This is a genomic window from Clostridium uliginosum, from assembly GCF_900112485.1.
GTDB lineage: Bacteria > Bacillota > Clostridia > Clostridiales > Clostridiaceae > Clostridium > Clostridium uliginosum.
In genome coordinates this window covers 31,835-50,641 of sequence record NZ_FOMG01000028.1, presented here as the reverse complement: position 1 = coordinate 50,641, position 18,807 = coordinate 31,835, and the positions used below count along the sequence as shown (strand labels likewise).

Below are 18,807 nucleotides of genomic sequence, written 5' to 3'. Positions count from 1 at the left end.
TGTGCTTGCGCTGTCATAATTTTTGCTTGTGCATCTGTTGTTGAAAGTCCTGTAATGTCAACACCTAATTTCTTAGCTCTTTCTGCAAGACCTTGTTCTTCACGTGTTGCTTTTATTTTTTCTTTTATTTGATCAACAGTAAGTCCTGTAGTATCTATTCCTAACTTTTGTGCTTGCGCTGCCATTATTTTTGCTTGTGCATCTTCTTTTGAAAGTCCTGTAATATCAACACCTAATTTTTTAGCTCTTTCTGCAAGACCTTGGTCTTCACGTGTTGCTTTTATTTTTTCTTTTATTTGATCAGCAGTAAGTCCTGTAGTATCTATTCCTAACTTTTGTGCTTGTGCTACCATTATTTTTGCTTGTGCATCTGCTGTTGAAAGTCCTGTAATATCTACTCCTAATTCTTTAGCTTTTTCTGAAAAGTTTTGACCTTCATGTCCTGCTTTGCCATCAAATTTTCCTTTATTATCTAATCCCTTAGTATGTTTTGCTTCAATTTTCGTTTGTTTAGCACCTGAATCCTTTAGAGATCTTTCAGCTGCATAAGTTGGAACAGTACTTGTAATAGCCATAATAGCAACAATAGCGATCCCCAATATTTTTTTGTTCATCATAATAATCTCTCCTTCATTAATAAAAAATTTACCTATTATTTTTTGGAATAATACTTTTTGTAGAATGTCTTATTCCTTATAGGTACATAATATAATTCTTTTGTGAAATTTTTGTGAAATTACTAATATTTTTTTAAATAACTATATTTAAAAATAATGTTGATATTTTAATATAAGAGCGAACTGGCATTGGAATTTGCTTTTTAGAACTCTTAATGAATATTAGTCCTATTAATTGCTTGTCACAATCTTTGATTGGGAGCATGCATTAATAGGACTAATATTTATTTTAGTGTTCTTAAAGCAAATTCCACTGTCCATGAGCTTTATATTAAAATATCAACATTCACTTAAAACATAGCAAAAAATTTTAAGGTATCTTAACAAAGAATATTACACCTTCATTTACATTTTCCACACCAGTAATCCCTCCATGAAGCTTAGCTATTAATCTTACTATAGATAATCCCAATCCATGGCCACCATATTGCCTAGACCTTGCTTGGTCTACCTTGTAATAAACATCCCAAATTTTTTCTAAATCATTCTCTGGTATATGATTACCTGTGTTAAATACAATTATTTTTATGCCAGTTCCCTTCTTTTCCACAGTCACTTTGATATGTTTTCTTCCTTCTACATGATTAATAGCATTTGTAATAAAATTATTTATAGAACGTTCTACCAGTTCATAATCAGCAGATATAACAAAATCTTCATATTTCAAATCATAGGTAATACCTTTTTCAATAAATACAGGAGTAAAACGGTTCATTGTATTTTGAATAAGGTCACCAACATTAAACATTGTGATATTCAACTGAAACGTTCCAGATTCCATCATAGACAGACTTAAAAGCTCACGCACCATGCCATCCATCCTATCACATTCTTCACATATAACATTGCAATACTTCTCCATCTTTTCTTTATCTTGAGCTACACCATATTTTAATCCTTCTGCATAGCCTTTTATTATAGATATTGGCGTTTTTAATTCATGTGACATATCTCGTACAAGATGTTTTCTACGTTCAACATCTTGTGTAAGCTCATTTATACTGGTACTTAATTTTTCTGAAATTTTGTTAATACTTTTTCCCAGTATCCCAATTTCATCTTGTGAATAAATATTTACACGTTTGTCAAATTCAAGATTTGATATATCTTCTGCAACATTACTCATCTCTATTATGGGCTTAGTTATCTTCCTTGAAAAAATAAATATAAATATTCCACCTATAAAAATTATTATTAAACCTGCAAAAATATAAAACTGATTTGCGATAAAAACACTCTTCTTAATACCCTGCATAGGCTTTTTTAAAATAATAAGTTCTCCATTATTCATTCGTGACGAAAAAACTAATTTAGGTGCTTTACCATTTGGTTTTTCAACAGTAGAATATACATATGTCTTTAACAATTTCATCTTATTTTCTATAACAAATTGTTCAATTTCTTTTGGTAAACGTGTTTCATCAGAACCTAACTTTTCAGAAAAAGAATAGTATTTTACATTCATATTTATATCAGCAATTGTACAGCTTATGCCATCAACATAATCTATCTCATTTATAAAGTTAGAAATATTTTCTTTATTATTAATATATTCCTCAGTGATTTCTTTACTTGTATCTATAAAAATATCTCTATTTTTATAGATATAATAACGTTCTAAAAATAATGCATTAAAAATTATGCCACAAAAAACTAAAAAAAACATAAACATTGTAAATAATAAAAACAGTTTTACTTTAATTGTTTTCATGATTCATCCACCTCAAGCATATACCCACTACCCCGTACAGTCTTTATATATTTACCACATTCTAAAAGCTTGGCTCTTAGGGTTTTTACATGTGTATCAATGGTTCGTATATCTCCATCAAAGTCATACCCCCATATGCTGAATAATATTTGTTCACGGGTTAATACCATGTTTCTGTTCTTTATAAAATAAATCAAAAGGCTATATTCTTTACGGTTTAATTCAACTTCCAAATCACATACCATAACTTTATGTGTTGCCTGATTTATTATTATTTCCCCAACCTTTATCTTCGCAAGACGTTCCTTTTTTACCTTTCGCAAATGTGTATTGATACGAGCAATAAGCACCTCATAGCTAAATGGTTTCGCAATATAATCATCTGCTCCTTTTTTAAGTCCTAACACCTCGTGTTTTTCATCTCCCAATGCTGTTAACATGATTACTGGCACATCAGAATATTCCCTAATTTCCTTTAGAACCCTCCAGCCATCATATACAGGCATCATGACATCCAATATAAGTAAGTCAATATCATTTGATTCAAAAAAAATATCTAAAACTTGTTGTCCATCGCATGCGTCAACAGGTATATAACCTTGTTTTTTTATTATGTCGCATACAAGTTCTCTAAGCATCTTATCATCATCTGCAACCAAAATTTTTATATCCATCAATACCCCTTCTTCCATAATATACAATCTACATTTGCCTCCGATTATTGCATATAGTATCAAGTTACATTAACATCTTTAATCTCAATGATGTATTTTGTCGTTTTTCGTAGCTTTATTCTTATTATTCTAACATGATAGATAAATATTAGGAATGGTTTTATAAAAAGTTATAGTACTATTATATTTTCTTTCAGATATCTTAATTGATATAATAATTATGCGAAAATTAAAGTCATGACATAAAGAATGAAAAGTGGATTGATATGTTAAATGACTGGAATAGTTATTTTTAGTAAATGAGTCACGTGTTGCTTACCCCCCTCTGAAATAGAGTATAGATAACAACATCCAATAAATGAAGGAATCCCAAAAAGGACATATTAGTACGGAGTGATACATTGTAAATAGTGATTTTAGTGTTTCATCATTTCTGTTATAGAATTTGCCACTGTTTGAAGCTTTAGCTGAGTTTGGCATAATTCTATTGCAGAAATGATAGAAACACTTAATCTTTATTTACTAGTATCCGTAGTACTAATATGTCCTTTTTTTAAGGGTTCTGTTTTAATTAAAATGTCTATACTATATAATAAAGCTAATAACATTTTAAAGAGGTGAAAATATATGATGAAAGGTTTGTTAGATCCTAAAATTGATTTTGTATTTAAAAATATTTTTGGTTCTACTAATCATCCAAGAGTATTAATATCATTTTTAAATGCAATTTTGAAACCTAAATATTTAATAACTAAAGTAAAAATACAAAATACAGATATAGAAAAACATTTCTTAGATGATAAATTTTCGAGATTAGATGTTAAAGCGAAAACAAGTAATAATGAAATTATTAATATAGAAATTCAACTTAAAAATGAATATAACATGATAAAAAGAAGTTTATACTATTGGAGCAAGATGTATGAAGAGCAGCTTAATGAAGGTGAAGATTATTCTGAATTAAAGAGAACTGTTTGCATAAATATTCTTAATTTTAAATATCTTAAAAATGAAAGGTTTCATAATGGATATAGATTAAAGGAAACTGAAACAAATGAAGAATTAAGTGATGTTTGTGAAATTCATTTTATAGAAATACCTAAACTTAAGGAAAACAGTGATGAAAAGGATATGCTAATGGCTTGGACAGAATTTCTTAAAAATCCTGAAAGTGAAAAGGTAAGAAGTCTAGAAATGAGTATAGATGAAATACGAGAAGCTAAGGATGAATTAATAAGATTAAGCAATGATGACAAACAAAGACAACTTTATGATATGAGAGCTAAAATATTAAAAGATAAAATAAGTGCAATAAATAAAGCAAAAAGAGATGGAATAGAAAAAGGAATTAGACAAGAAAAAATAAATATAGCTAAAAATTTATTGGATGTTTTAGATAATAAAACGATAGCACTTAAAACTGGATTAACAATAGCTGAAATCCAAAAATTAAGATAAGGCACATTCAATAAATATTACTTAATATTATACTTTTTAATAGTAAAGATTAAATCATTTATACCTGAAAAAAGGACATATTAGTACATAGTGATACATTGTAAATAGTAATTTTAGTATTTCATCATTTCTGTTATAGAATTTGCCACTGTTTGAAGCTTTAGCTGAGTTTGGCATAATTCTATTGCAGAAATGATAGAAACACTTAATCACTATTTGCTAGTATCCGTAGTACTAATATGTCCTTTTTTAAAGGTTCTGTTTTAATATAATGTTGATATTGTTACATTTTTGTTCAGCGGGCATTAGAATTGGACTTTTAGAACTCTTAATGAGTATTGTCACATTAATTGCTTGTCCGAAGCTTGTCTTTGGAGCAAGCTGGAATTGGACTATACTCATTTAGATGTTCTTAAGTTTAATTCTTTAGCCCACTTAACAATATGTAACAATATCAACACGGTTTAAAACATCGCCTTTTTTTAATATGATCTGATTATTTGATCCAAGCTCCGCTTGCTCCTAATTTGTAACCATCAACAGTAGTGCTTACAGCCATTGAACCTGAAGCATTTAAGTAGTACCAAGTACCATTATCGTTCAACCAACCAGTTTTCATTGCTCCTGATGATTGCATGTAGTACCAAGTTCCGTTAACTAATTGCCATCCAGTTTGCATTGCTCCTGAACCATTAGTGTAGTACCAAGTTCCGTTGTCATTGATCCAACCAGTTTGCATAATTCCTGCTGAATTTAGCATGTACCAAGTTCCATTATCATTGTACCAACCAGTAACTTTAGTTGCATCAGCTTTTACAAATGACCAAGTTCCATCAGCGTTCTTAACCCAACCAGTTTTAACTTCTGGAGTTACAACTGGAGTTTCAGTTTCTTTGTTTCCAACTATTGAATAAACTTCATCTTTTTCATTCCAAGTAACCATGTTATCTTTATCGTAAACAGATAATTGATTCATTGATCCGTCTACTTTATAAACTTTATTCCATGTGTCATTGTTATCAAATTGATAAACATATCCGCCATCTAATTTCCAAAGATTTCCATTAACATCAACATCTAATATTCCTGTAGCATCAGTGTTTACACTATCTAAATCAGTGTAGTTTAATACACCTTTGCTCTTTAATTCAATAGTTTGTACTTTTCCATTAGTGTAAGTGATGATTTTTCCATCAACTATGCTGTATTTTGTATTATTATCTAAAGTGTTTGCTGGTGTTACAGCAACTCCTGCATCATCAGTTATTTCATAGTCAGATACAGTTTTAGCATATTTAGCTCCATCAATAGTATCTGTAGCTTGTGCTTTTGATATCTTTTGGATAACTTTAACACTTGCAGGTGCTGAAGAAGGTGTTCCAACTGAAACTCCGTTGATTTTTGATATTTTATCAGTTAAAGTTCCACCAGCTGTAGTTGTAACTGCTACTTTTATTTGTGCTAATCTATAAATATAGTTTGAGTCTTGTCCAATTACTTGTGGTGCGCTAGCTGTATCTATTGTAGCATTAACAACGTTCTTATCAGTTATTTCTGTTTTAGTTGTATCTTTGCTATTAGTTATGTTAACTGTTTTGCTTGAATTATCAAATTCAACTTTGATTTTTCCTAAGTTGTAATCTGCATCAATGTAGTTTCCTTTTGCATCAGTATAAACATTCTTACCGTCGTAAGTAGTTGCATACCAAGTTGCACCAAATTCTGCTCCTGGAAGTTCAGTTAAATCAGTTTTCAAATCAGCATATTGAGTTGTGTATCTGTCATTTGCTTTATCTTTGATGTTCTTTTTTAAAGCCATTGCAGCATCATCTTTAGCATTTTCTGCTACTTTTTCATCTGTTACTTTACCACTTGATAAATCAACATAGTAACTTCCGTCATCTACAGAAACATATTTATCTCCATAAGTACCAGTAACTGTTGCTCCTGAATCAATACCATCTATTTGAGTGTATTGTCCTCCGTTTAAGTAATAAGCTGCTTCAGAAGTTCCATCTTTAACATTACCATCTACATAGAATTTTCCATCTTTGTAAGCTTTCGCTGCATAGATTGTTCCTTCTTGTGAAGCTATTTTAGTATAGTCTGCAGCATTTGCAGTAATTCCTGGTACCATTGAAGCCACAGCTGTTGCTGCAACTAATAATGCTGTTAATTTGTTCACTCTTTTTATCATTTTCAATCCCCCTGAATTTTTGTATTATATTTTTTGTCATTTGTCGTTTTTTGTTGTTTGTTTTTCAATTACAGTTTTTATTCTAACATGGTAGACAAGCTTTGGGAATAGTTTTTTGTATAATTTTAATATAATTATATTTCCTTTAAAAGAATTAAAATGAATTATAATAATTTTCAGGTACTAATGTTATTAAATTCATTGGAATTTTATATAATCTATGCTTTATTTCTTCATTTAAAGAAAAAAAACACACCATAATCGGTGTGTTTTTAATATATGTTCTTATTATTGTAAAGAACCATCTGAATTTAAATAGTACCATTTTCCATCTAAGAATAAATTTCCTGTCTTCATTTTTCCAGAATAATCAAAGTAATACCATATACCATCAATATATTGCCATCCCATTTTCGCATATCCAGAATAATCTAAATAATAGAATTCTTTACCAGTATATAACCAACCTCTTCTCATAGTTCCGTCATCATTTAAATAATACCAGTTCTTATCATAATATTGCCAGCCCTTTTTCATAACTCCACTATCTTGTAAATAATAGTAGTATCCATCACGTAAAATCCATCCTGTTTGCATCATTCCATTTTCATTAAGCATATACCATTCTTTATCGTATTGACCCCAGCCGGAACTTTTCATAGAACCATCACCTTGAAGGTAATACCAGTACCCATTCCCCTTATACCAACCAGTTTTCATAGTTCCATCTGGATTTAAATAGTACCACTTATTACTTTCTAAAATCCATCCGTTTTCTTCCCTATATCCACTTACATTTACAAAATACCAGTTATTATCATACTTAACCCATCTATTTTTAACTTGAGTTCCTGTTGCATCATAAAAAGTCCATGCATCTCCAGCAAGAACCCATTCATTAACAGCTTCTACCTTATCTCTGATTATGCTTACCTTATAATTAGTTGTAGTTTTTTTATCCTCAGCTACTACATTAATATTTACAAGATTTGCACCAATCTTTAAATCTATATAATCTGATTGTTGAGCACTTGCATACTCCTTATCTTCTACTTTAACAACTGCCTTATCGTTTTGTGCAGCAAATACAATTTTAAGCTTTGAAACAGCTCTATCTACCTTAACTGTATAAAGATAAGTTTCTGGATCGAACTTTGGAGATAAAGTTCCCTCTGTAGTCTTAAGACTTCCAAGTCTTACATTATCCTTACCATATCTTCTTGTTACAGTAACCTTATAATCAGTTGTATCTCCTTTTACATCAGTAACTTGTATATCTATATCATTTGATCCCTCATCTAAGCTAATAAATCCTGTAGTACCTCCATTTGCAACACTCTTACCATTAACTTTAAGAGTTGAAGTAGCAAATTCTGCTGTTGGAGTAACTGTTACTGCAGTAACTTTATTATCAACACTTGAAGTATACTCATATGTATCCTTATTAAAGCCTGGTGCAAGAGGTGCAGAATTTATAGTTAATGATTTTAAACATGAACTTCTTGGTGCTTCAGCACGATTTACTTCAACATTATAAGCACTAGCTTGTCCATCTGGCGTAGTAACCTTAACAACAATATTATTTCTACCTTCTTTTAATGAAATAGCTTGACTGTTAGTTCCACTTCTTACAATGACTCCATTAACCTTTATAGTAGAACTATTATCTGTTGCTGTTGGGTTTAAAGTTACAGTAGTTTGAGTAGTTGGCACATTAACTGTATACTCAGTTGTGTCTGAATTAAAACTTGGTGAAAGTGTTACCCCTGTTAATGACTTTAATGTTGCACTTCCTTTTTTAGAAAGTATTAAATTAAATACTTTCGTATGTCCATTAACAGTCCTCTTTATAATTACCTTATTATCTCCTCCAACTAATTTAAAATTACTTGAACTACCATTCATTGTTATTTGGACTCCTGATGTTATAGGCTTAGCATTTGCATCTAATATAGATACCTTAACATTATCTATATTATCTGGAAGGTTAGATAAAGCATAATCCCCAGTATCTGGATCACTATCTTTATAATCTACACCTATATGTGTAGAATATCCAGTTCCACAAGCAACATCAATCGTATCAAACTTAAATGCATCAGAATTATCTTCTGAAAATTTAAACTTTACATTATAAGATTTAATTTCATTAGTACCTAAATCTTTTACTTTTATTGTTGCATAAAAGTCATTATATTGAGTTATTACAATTTTAGCAGAAGTATTTGAACCACTTCCTGAGTTAATAACTGTAACCCCACTAGAACTTGAAGTAACTTCTTCAATCTTATAATATGAAGTACCACTTGACTTTATATTAATAGTAGATACAGACATATCAATTTCATCAGTTTGGTAGTTTGAATCTATTTTATTTATAGCTATATTATTACCATTGCTACTTGCAGTAAATCCAAGATCCAAATCTATCGCATTAGCTCCTTTTATATTTCCAATTTGCACAGTTGTTATCATCAAAGCAAATATTAACAGCTGTGAAATCACCCTTTTAAAATTCATTTTCATCTTTTTATTAATTGCCAAAATAAATTTTCTTTTTTTGACAATATTCCTCCCCTCTCTTAATGGTTTAATCAAAAAGTTCCACAATATTTAATTATCGTATATATATGAAAAAACTAAAGTATTTATTGTGAAAAATTTAATCTATTTAAATTAAGGCTATGTTTTAAAACCGTGTTGATATTGTTACATATTGTTCAGTGGGCTAAAGAATTAAACTTAAGAACATCTAAATGAATATAGTCCCATTTCAGCTTGCTCCAAAGACAAGCTTCGGACAAGCAACTAATGTGACAATACTCATTAAGAGTTCTAAAAGTCTAATTCTAATGCCCACTGAACAAAAATGTAACAATATCAACACTATATTAAAACATAGCCAATAAAAAAAGGATGAGTAAAACTCATCCTTTTTTATATGAAGTTAGATTTTATCTAAATCCAAGCTCCGTTAGCTCCTAGGTTACATCCATCAACAGTTGTGTTAGCAGCCATTGAACCATTAGCGTTTAAGTAATACCAAGTATCACCATCTTTGTACCATCCAGTTTTCATAGCACCTGATGGTTCTAAGAAGTACCAAGTACCACTAACGTTCTTCCAGCCAGTAGCCATTGAACCTGAATCATTTAAGTAGTACCAAGTTCCGTTAACGATCTTCCAGCCAGTAGCCATAACTCCGTTATCGTTCATGTAGTACCAAGTTCCAGCTAAGTTTAACCAACCAGTAGCCTTAGTTCCGTCTTCATTAACATAAGTCCAAGTACCATCAGTAGCTTGTACCCATCCTTTAGTAGCTACAACTGGCTTTTCATCTTCTTTGTCTTTAGCTCCGATTATAGAATAAACTTCATCATCCTTATCCTTATCGCTCCAAATAACCATGTTGTCTTTATTGTAAACTGATAATTTATTCATTGATCCATCTACTTTATAAACTTTATCCCAATCTTCATCGTTATCAAATTTATAAACGAATCCATCATCTACCATCCATAAGTTTCCATCTACATCTGTATCAAGAGCTTCTATCTCATCATCATTGAAATCATGTACATCTGTATAGTAATATGAACTCTTTGATTTTAATTCTATAGCTTGAACCTTCTTATTAGTTTTATCATATGCAACTATTTTTCCGTCAGCTACAGTATATTCAACACCAGTTCCAGCTAACATTTCATTTTTATCTCCTGATTTTGGTTCTTCTCCATTATCCTTAGATATTATATAAGTATTTACAGTCTTAGCATATTTAGCTCCGTCAATATCATCAGAAGCTTGTTCTTTTGATATCTTTTGAATAACATCAAATTTTACTACTTTTGTAGATTTTGCATTTGCTTTAGTAATCGCATTTTCTGAAGCATCTGTGAAAACAGTTTTTACCTCTTTACCATTCTTATCTTCTTGATATATATTAACTCCGTTTATTTGAGCTATATTTTCTTTACTTGTAACAGTTATAGTTGCTTTTCTATAAATGTTTTTTGAATCTTGTGTAAGTGTGCCTATAACGGTAACAGCTGCTTGTGTATCTTCATCTTCTTTAAGCTTATCTGCATCAGTATTCTTTAAAGTAACTGAAGATCCTGTTACAGTTTCAACTTTAATTTTACCTATATTGTAGTCAGCATCAATGTATTTTCCTTTTGCATCAGCATATACATTATATTCAAGACCTGTTATCTTTTTATCAGCATATTTAGTTTTATACCAAGTATCACCATATTTAGAACCTTCAATTTGTGCATTGTCTAAATTTGGAAGTGCTTCAGAACCATAAACGCCATTACTTGATGAAGAATCTTCCTTATATCTTCCATCAGTATCTTTTTTAACGTTCTTTCTTAAAGCTGAAGCTGCATCATCTGCATTATCTTCTCTAACGTTATCATCTGTTACTTTACCGTTTGTTAAATCAACAAAGTAATCTCCACCTTGCATTTCAAGGTATTTTGCAGATTTAACTCCTTCAAAATCATCTCCTGAATCTAAATCTTGTAATGGAGTGTATTTACCATCTTTTAAGAAGTAAACTTCATCATTATCTTCTTTAACAACATCTCCGTCAATAACGAAAGATCCATCTTTGTAAGCTTGTGCGTTATAAACAGTACCATCCTTTGATTCTATTCTCTTTACGTCTGCTGCATTAACTCCAGTAGCTGGAACTAATGAAACTACTGCTGCGGCAGCTACTAATAAAGCTGTCATTTTATTTGCTCTTTTAAACATAATTTCTTTCCCTCCTAATTTTTCTAATTTCATGATAAATTATACCATCACTACATATTATTGTAAAGTTAGATATTGACTATCCATGAACATTATTGCACATTTAACTTTATTTAACTTGGTTTATTTTTCTTGTTAAACCTACTTTTATCATTATATCAAAAACTTTCTTCATGTCAACCAAAATTTATCCAGTAATTAGTATTTATAAGTTTTCAGTTTTAAGTGAAAAATAAATATATATACTACTAAATAACTTTTTATAAATGTTTATTATGAAGAATAATATTTTTTATAAATAAATTCCATCTGAGTTTAAAAATCATTTAATGACATAATGTTATATATGTTCTATTAATTTGGTTTTTAAGTTTAATTTCCTAGTAGTGGTTTATAATTCCATGAAATCTCTTTGTCATATAGTACAAATATAAAATTAACTTTAGGTACCTTTTTTTGAAAGTATTAAAAAAATGTATAAATATTTCTAATTAAGGTACATGAAAGAAAATAATGAATAAGTATACAAGTCTATTACTTTTTTGAATGTAACTAAGATATGGCTTAATCATACAAGGGGCTGTCTCTGAATTACCAAGTGAAGTAATAGTAAAGAAATAGAAATAACATTTATTAAAGAAGACTAGAAAAATAAGCTAAGAGTTTCTAACATTTAAAGTTGTACCCATAAAAGATTGCTCCTAATATGCATTAGGACAATCATTTATGGAACAATTTCAAATGAAGAAACTCTAAGCTTATTTTTCAATGCTTCTTCCACAAATGTTATTTCTATTTCTTTTTTTTGAATATACATCATATCATTAAATGATTCGTATTATGAGACAGACCCTTGTTCTTTCTATAGTAATTTAGGTTGTCATCAGCATATTTGTATCTTCAATTTGTTAATTTCTTAGTTTGTTATCAATAGCTTTTGCTTTTTTGTGTTACTTCTACATTTTTACCTTTGAATACAATTGCAAGTTTTATAATATTTTTAATACCTTTATTTAAAAGTTCTGTTTCATATTTTTTATCTTCAATTTGCTTTAGAGCTTTAGATATTCCTTCTTCAATTGTTTCTTTTGAGAATTCATTTATTTTTTTAAACTCAATTATTATTCCATTTTTTAAATTATTCTTTGGAATTATCATTACATCATATCTTCCATATCCACTTTCTTTATTTGATTTAACCTCATAATTATCTGAAAGTGAAATTAACATTCCAAGTACGAAAGCATGATAAATTTTTTCTGGCTCTTTCCCTGAAATATCAAAATAACTTAAATTATTTATAACAAACTCTTTAAAAATATAGCCAAAATTTTCAATATCTCCATTTATTAAAGCATCAAGCATATTTTTATACTTTAACATACTTAGACTATCATCAAACCATTTTAATATCATGTTTTTAAAGTATATATAAACTTCTTTATTGGGGATTTCTAAAGTACACTGTAAGATTCCTTCTATATTTTCCTTTTTAGTTACTTTTAAGTATCCAGTCATAAGTAAAAAGCTCCATACACTTTCACTTGAACCTTCAATTTCTCCCATTACTATATTGTCGTCTATGACTTTTTCAATAGATTTATTTTCTATTAAATCTTGAAATTCCTTCTTTATCTCTTCATCACCATTTGAAAGAATTTTCTTAACTAAAATATTCTCGCTGCTATTAATCCAATATGGTTTAAATCCTTCTTCATAATTATCAATATAATTTAGTACTGACCATGGATTGTATATAACATTATTTCCAAAAACATAGCCATTATACCATTCTTTCAGCATATCTTTTTCTTTATTTGTTTCATCTTTTTTATAATACGATAAAATTTGATCTATATCATTTTCCAGAAAACCAAACTTATCACTAAATTTATTTTTAATTATTGTATCAACTTCCAAATTATTAAGTCCTGAAAAAATACTTTCTTTCGCAACCCTAAGTATTCCAGTTAACATTGCTTTTTCTACATACAAATTACCTTTAAGCCCTGCCCCTAATAAATTTCTCATAAAACTTATTACTTTATTATAGTAACCATTCATATATCCTTCTTGAATTGGAACATCATACTCATCTATAAGTAATATAACTTTTTTATTATAATATTTAAAAAATAATTCAGTTAAAGAAATGATGCTAAATTCTAAATCCTCTTTGCTTGCTATCCCAGTTATAATTCTTTTTATATATGAAAGATCACTTTCATTAAGCTTTTCATTATTTATTATATTTTGATGTCTTGAAAATTCTTTTGATACTATAAGCCTTAGTTTATTTAAAAAGCCTTCAAAGCTATCGCTCTTTAATTCCTTAAGTGTAATAAATATAACTGGATATTCACCTTGAAACTTTAGAATTTGCTTATCTTTCTCAATATTTAATCCTTTAAATAATTTTCTTGATTCCTCTTTCATATTTATATCAAAAAAATACTTTATCATACTCATGTTCAATGTCTTACCAAATCTTCGTGGTCTTGGAATTAAAATTACATTAGCTGAATTATCTATAAATTCTTTAATAAGTAAACTTTTATCTACAAAATAATAATTTTCTTCTATTAATGTCTTAAAATCATCTATTCCAATTGGTAGTTTCTTTTTTATAATACTCGCCTCCCATATTTGAAAATTCTTCTTTTCAATGGCTTATATTCTATATTCTTATAACTATTATATCCTATAAACTATTTACTTAAAACAAAAACTACAATTAGACATATTTAAAATCTCTTTTAAGAATATTGCTAATTAATTCAACACAATATATATGTATATTACATAGTATTAGAAACTATTAATGCAATTTTTTTCTAGTTTTTCATAGTAATTACTTGCCATATTTCTATTTACCATTACTAATCTAGAAAATTACTATAAATTATCAGTATCAAAGAAATATGATAAATAATTGCGTAGTAAGCATTGAAAAATTGTACTTACTGTTTCATCGTTTCAAGTTGTTCCATTATGTGATTGTCAAAAGCTTGTCTTTGGAACAATCTCTAATGGATGCAACTTAAAACGTTAGAAACTGTTAGTGCAACTTTTCTAGTCTTGCATAGTAATTATTTATCATATTTCGACTTACTAGTAATTTACTATAAAATACGCATATAGAAAGGATTTACTAATGATAAATAAAGGATTTAAGTATATTTTTTTATTACTTATTATAATTTTTTTAGTAGGTTGTAATAACCAAGCTCAAGTAAATAACAACAAAGAAATTTCAAATAAGTCTTCTTCTCAAATTGGTGATAAACTTGATACCGATTATTCTAACTTTAATGGTTTTGATATGCCAAAAGATAATGTAAGCCTTAAAATTGATGGTAAAACTTTAAACTTTACCTTGCCAATATATCTTAATAAAAATAGATATTATTTCCCTTTAAATGAAATTATCTCAGATTTAAATGGAGACAGTGCAAAAAGTGAAAATTCATTGAATCTAAAAATTAATGGCTCTAATTATTCAATTAACACATTAGACAACACTGTTAAATGTCCAGATAAAACTTTTACTTTAAAAGAGAAACTTATAACTGATGATCACATTTATTATCTTGGATTTTCTGACCTTGCTAATATGCTTAATTTATATACTAGGTGGGATAAGGATAACAAAATAATTAATTTCAAAACAAATGGTGTTAATATGGACAATGTTACTCCTTATAATTCTAAAGATATTCAGATAGGTTTCATAAGATTTGAAGATATATGTTTAAGCTCTGAGCCTTATGATAAATATTACTTTGAAAATCTTCGTATAATTGCTAGTTACATGAATCAAAAAAAGGTTTCTTATCATATTGCTTGGATTCCAAGGTATATAAATCCTAAGCATAATATTGATAATGACCCTATAACTAAAAATAATTTTGAGCTTGCAGAAATGGTTTATACTTTAGATTATTTTAAAACTCATAATGGAATAATAGGTCTTCATGGATATACTCATCAATGTGGAAATCATGAATCAGCTATTGGATTTGAATTTGGTAAATTTGAACCTTCAGTTGATGTGTTTAAAGAGAAAATTACAAAGGCTATTGAAACTGCCTCTTATTTAGATATACCAATAGACTTCTTTGAAGTTCCACATTATGAAATAACTCCAGAGCAAAATAAGATTGCAGAAAAATATTTTAAAATACTTTACTATCCATTTAATGATAATGGCATCGATAAAGCAGATTTAACTAAGCCTCAATTAAGTCCTTATAATAATTCTTCTTATTATATTTCAACTCCACTAGGCTATATTGCTCAAGGTAAAGAAGCTACTGCTTTAGCTAAAATTAAAAAGGCTGATACTTCTAAAATGGGAAGCGTATTTTATCATCCTAGATTAGAAAATAACTTTATTTCATTAAGTGAGGATTCTAAAGGCTTGCCAACCTTTACTTATAACGATAATTCAACATTAAAAAAATTAATAGCTATCTTACAAGAAAAGGGCTTTAAAATGATTGATGTAACAAGTCTTAAGTAAACAAAAAGCTATGTTTTAAAACCGTGTTGATATTGTTCAGTGTGCTAAAGAATTAGACTTAAGAACATCTAAATGAGTATAGTCCCTATAATTATTTCTATTATAATACTTTTTCTAAATTATCAATTAATTCTCCTATAGCTTTAACATAATCACTTACTATTCTCTTTGCAACCTCATCTACAAGATTTTCATTATAAATATGAGATGTTGAGTTTCTATCCTCCAATAAGTGTATCCAAACCATATCATCAGAAATCAAATTATTTACATAAGCTTTCTTAAATATAGTTCTTGGAAAGGAATTTTCAAGAGTAATACCTAAATATTTCATAGCTTCTCCAAGAGTTTTATGTGTAAGTTCATATGTGAATTCAAATCTTTGGATGAGGCTATCTCTAATTATTTCATTATTACCATCATATAAATCACTTACTTCTTGCAATTTAGCATATGCTTTTTTTAAGTTCATGTATTTAAAATCAACACTTCTCATATATAATTATTCCCTCTTTTTCTACTTGTTCAATAAATATAGAATCCGTTACTTTATTCATATCAGAAAAATCAAATTCTAATAAAGTACTTGTATTGTTTTCAATTTCATAAATAAAATCAAGTATGTTACCATCTGAATATATAGCTAAATCTATATCGCTTTTTAATGAGTTATCTCCCCTGGCCCTAGAACCAAATAGAGCTATCTTTTTAATTACTTCATACTTTTTTGATATAGTTATTATTTCATTTACTATTTCATCCTTTAAATTCAAAATATTCACCTCAAAATATCATCTAGTGTATATAACTTTTCTATAATCATTTATATGCCTTATTAAAATTCTCAAATCTTTGTTTCCATCTTATATCCTTAAATTCATCCATCATAGACACCTCCAATAATAAACTATATTCTTATAACTATTATATCCTATAAACTATTTACTTAAAACAGACACTACAATAACTTATTTATACAATAAATATAATCATTAAAATCTTTCAAATGATTTTCAATAATAACTTGTACAACCTTTAAACTTAAAGTTTTATAATCGTGAACTGCAATATTCCTAAATCCTACCATTGATTTCATTTTTTTATTTAATGAATCATCTATTATATTATTAGCATTAAGTACTTCAAAAGAATCTCTACTATTTTGTGGTATTCCTAAATTTTTCTCAGATACAATATGCATAGCTAAATCTATAGCAGCTTCACAAGCTCTTTGTATATTTAAAATTACAGAATCTTGCTTTGTATAATCATTTAAGTTTTCAGGATTGTTATTATATACTTCTTTAATCCTATTTAAGCATCTCTCAATAGTTTCAATTTTATTTAAAATCACATCATTTCCCATATACAGTTCCCCTTTCTTTAATTTTCTTTAAGATAACTTCACGCTCTTCATTTAGCATTGCATAAGACTTAAGAGTTCTCATTTCAAAGTACATACGTTTAGTATCATCACTACAATATATTCTTTTGCCTGTTCCAACTACTTGAGCTTTAAATACTGTAGATGATGTATTTAAATCTATTAAATCTACTTCCCTCTTAAAAATGTCAGCTAACTCCTGTGCTTTCATAAAACATTCATAAGCATCTACTGCATTATATGTTAAAAATGCAATATCAATATCGCTATCATCTCTAAGTTTATTTTTAGCGCCTGAACCAAATAAATATATCACTATAGGATTAAATTCTTCTTTTAAAATTTCAATAGCCTTATTTAATTGAATCTCCAAAATTAATCCTCCTTGTATACTCTATAGTATAACATCTAATAAATTTTTGACCTTTAAAGTGCTTTTAAATAATTACTTTGCTCTTAAATGTATTTCTGTATCACTTACCTCTAAAAATATATCAAGATACATTATTTCTGAAAAACAACATTTAAAAATATCTTCTTCCACACCTTCTCTTTTATAATAATCGTGTGTATATCTATTTCTTAGTCGTACAATTTTTATTAAAAAATCACATAAAGAATCCTCTAAAAAGCCATGAATTCTTGCTCTCTTTACTAATTCTACTGCTGAGCATCCATCTATATAATTATCATTCATAACTAAAAACGTCTCTGACATATCAATTATATATTCTGTTAAGTCCTGAAAATATCCAAGAATAGAACGCTTTAAAAAAATAGAATTTGTATTATTAAATTCTTTCATTGCACCTATAAGTAACGCAAGTGTGTCTTTAGCAATATAAAACTTCTTTTCTAATCTTTCTTTTTTATATTTATAATAAGGTGACATATTTATTTTCCTCCATTTAGTAATTCCGTATCATGTCTTATAAGTTTATTAAGCCATTCATTATTTCGTAAATATTTATTTACATAAAGCCTAAAATCAATTTCTTTATTAAAATCTAAAATAATCTTATTTTTACTTTCTATATAACATTTTGCTAAATCAGAATCAAATTCATTTAAATATAGGAAAGTTATATGCATATTATTATATGAAAAAAAATCTTCTAACTTTGAAAGTAACTCGTCTTCTAGTTTAAATTCAAATTCTACTCCTCTTTTTTCTTTTAGTAATATTAATATATCTATATCACTTCTATTTTCTAACCAATTTTCTGTATTATAGCTACCAAAAACAGCTAAAGCAATTATATTATCTGTGTCATCAATTTTAAAATCTTTTATCTCTTCTTTCTTCATGTAATTCACTACCTTTAAATCATAGTATATATGTTGCAATAAGAAGTCTTCAATAAATCAAGTAGTTGTTTACGCTTTTATTACACATTTAAATTTGCAACATATATATTAATTT

At 28.2% G+C, this 18,807-nt stretch carries 15 protein-coding genes; 2 read left to right on the top strand and 13 right to left on the bottom strand.

All coding sequences use genetic code 11. From position 1 onward, the window contains the following. From BM027_RS14915 to BM027_RS14905, 3 genes are all read right to left on the bottom strand, one after another. A partial coding sequence (locus tag BM027_RS14915) for a hypothetical protein (protein ID WP_090093556.1) occupies positions 1-617 on the bottom strand: 617 nt, incomplete at its 3' end. Positions 618-987: 370 nt separating this feature from the next. Continuing rightward, positions 988-2,388, bottom strand: coding sequence for a HAMP domain-containing sensor histidine kinase (locus BM027_RS14910; protein ID WP_090093554.1), 1,401 nt, complete (start codon positions 2,386-2,388; stop codon positions 988-990). Then, positions 2,385-3,062, bottom strand: a complete 678-nt coding sequence (locus tag BM027_RS14905) for a response regulator transcription factor (protein WP_090093567.1) — start codon at positions 3,060-3,062, stop codon at positions 2,385-2,387. Before BM027_RS14905 ends, BM027_RS14910 begins: the two co-directional genes overlap by 4 nt. Before the next feature lie 627 nt (positions 3,063-3,689). Here BM027_RS14905 and BM027_RS14900 point away from each other — a divergent pair. Beyond that, on the top strand, positions 3,690-4,520 hold the full coding sequence (locus BM027_RS14900; protein WP_242943348.1) for an Rpn family recombination-promoting nuclease/putative transposase: 831 nt from the start codon (positions 3,690-3,692) through the stop codon (positions 4,518-4,520). A gap of 496 nt (positions 4,521-5,016) precedes the next feature. Here BM027_RS14900 and BM027_RS14895 read toward each other — a convergent pair whose 3' ends face one another. The 4 genes from BM027_RS14895 to BM027_RS14880 form a co-directional block, all read right to left on the bottom strand. Then, on the bottom strand, positions 5,017-6,717 hold the full coding sequence (locus BM027_RS14895) for an N-acetylmuramoyl-L-alanine amidase family protein (RefSeq protein WP_090093552.1): 1,701 nt from the start codon (positions 6,715-6,717) through the stop codon (positions 5,017-5,019). 288 nt (positions 6,718-7,005) lie between these two features. After that, positions 7,006-9,261, bottom strand: a complete 2,256-nt coding sequence (locus tag BM027_RS14890; protein ID WP_242943347.1) for a cadherin-like beta sandwich domain-containing protein — start codon at positions 9,259-9,261, stop codon at positions 7,006-7,008. Positions 9,262-9,675: 414 nt separating this feature from the next. Next, entirely contained in the window at positions 9,676-11,478 is a 1,803-nt protein-coding gene (locus BM027_RS14885; protein WP_090093550.1) for an N-acetylmuramoyl-L-alanine amidase family protein, read from the bottom strand. Between the two features lie 927 nt (positions 11,479-12,405). Beyond that, positions 12,406-14,106, bottom strand: a complete 1,701-nt coding sequence (locus tag BM027_RS14880; RefSeq protein WP_090093548.1) for an AAA family ATPase — start codon at positions 14,104-14,106, stop codon at positions 12,406-12,408. 529 nt (positions 14,107-14,635) lie between these two features. Between BM027_RS14880 and BM027_RS14875 the strand changes: the two genes are divergently transcribed. After that, the gene (locus tag BM027_RS14875; RefSeq protein ID WP_175560006.1) at positions 14,636-16,000 is read left to right on the top strand and encodes a DUF2334 domain-containing protein; all 1,365 of its coding nucleotides are present in this window, start codon (positions 14,636-14,638) and stop codon (positions 15,998-16,000) included. Positions 16,001-16,100: 100 nt separating this feature from the next. On the opposite strand, the gene BM027_RS14870 is transcribed toward BM027_RS14875, so the two are convergent. The 6 genes from BM027_RS14870 to BM027_RS14845 all read right to left on the bottom strand — a co-directional run bounded on the left by BM027_RS14870 (position 16,101) and on the right by BM027_RS14845 (position 18,692). Further along, the gene (locus BM027_RS14870; protein WP_090093542.1) at positions 16,101-16,496 is read right to left on the bottom strand and encodes a nucleotidyltransferase substrate binding protein; all 396 of its coding nucleotides are present in this window, start codon (positions 16,494-16,496) and stop codon (positions 16,101-16,103) included. Further along, positions 16,483-16,773 (bottom strand): nucleotidyltransferase domain-containing protein, encoded by a 291-nt coding sequence (locus tag BM027_RS14865; RefSeq protein WP_090093540.1) that lies wholly within the window; start codon positions 16,771-16,773, stop codon positions 16,483-16,485. The genes BM027_RS14870 and BM027_RS14865 overlap by 14 nt, the downstream gene beginning before the upstream one ends. A gap of 185 nt (positions 16,774-16,958) precedes the next feature. After that, on the bottom strand, positions 16,959-17,366 hold the full coding sequence (gene hepT, locus BM027_RS14860; RefSeq protein ID WP_090093537.1) for a type VII toxin-antitoxin system HepT family RNase toxin: 408 nt from the start codon (positions 17,364-17,366) through the stop codon (positions 16,959-16,961). Then, positions 17,356-17,757: a type VII toxin-antitoxin system MntA family adenylyltransferase antitoxin gene (gene mntA / locus BM027_RS14855; RefSeq protein WP_090093535.1), complete on the bottom strand. Its 402-nt coding sequence runs from the start codon at positions 17,755-17,757 to the stop codon at positions 17,356-17,358. Before mntA ends, hepT begins: the two co-directional genes overlap by 11 nt. A 72-nt stretch (positions 17,758-17,829) precedes the next feature. Further along, positions 17,830-18,276: a hypothetical protein gene (locus BM027_RS14850; RefSeq protein WP_090093534.1), complete on the bottom strand. Its 447-nt coding sequence runs from the start codon at positions 18,274-18,276 to the stop codon at positions 17,830-17,832. A 2-nt stretch (positions 18,277-18,278) separates the two neighbouring features. After that, entirely contained in the window at positions 18,279-18,692 is a 414-nt protein-coding gene (locus BM027_RS14845; protein WP_090093531.1) for a nucleotidyltransferase domain-containing protein, read from the bottom strand. Between the last annotated feature and the right edge of the window lie 115 nt (positions 18,693-18,807).

Bases quoted from the DNA above. Each gene is read 5' to 3' on its own strand.
- BM027_RS14850 (WP_090093534.1), bottom strand. From the start codon at position 18,276: ATGTCACCTTATTATAAATATAAAAAAGAAAGATTAGAAAAGAAGTTT.
- BM027_RS14885 (WP_090093550.1), bottom strand. From the start codon at position 11,478: ATGTTTAAAAGAGCAAATAAAATGACAGCTTTATTAGTAGCTGCCGCA.
- BM027_RS14900 (WP_242943348.1), top strand. From the start codon at position 3,690: ATGATGAAAGGTTTGTTAGATCCTAAAATTGATTTTGTATTTAAAAAT.
- BM027_RS14845 (WP_090093531.1), bottom strand. From the start codon at position 18,692: ATGAAGAAAGAAGAGATAAAAGATTTTAAAATTGATGACACAGATAAT.
- hepT (WP_090093537.1), bottom strand. From the start codon at position 17,366: ATGGGAAATGATGTGATTTTAAATAAAATTGAAACTATTGAGAGATGC.
- BM027_RS14905 (WP_090093567.1), bottom strand. From the start codon at position 3,062: ATGGATATAAAAATTTTGGTTGCAGATGATGATAAGATGCTTAGAGAA.
- BM027_RS14870 (WP_090093542.1), bottom strand. From the start codon at position 16,496: ATGAGAAGTGTTGATTTTAAATACATGAACTTAAAAAAAGCATATGCT.
- BM027_RS14910 (WP_090093554.1), bottom strand. From the start codon at position 2,388: ATGAAAACAATTAAAGTAAAACTGTTTTTATTATTTACAATGTTTATG.
- BM027_RS14895 (WP_090093552.1), bottom strand. From the start codon at position 6,717: ATGATAAAAAGAGTGAACAAATTAACAGCATTATTAGTTGCAGCAACA.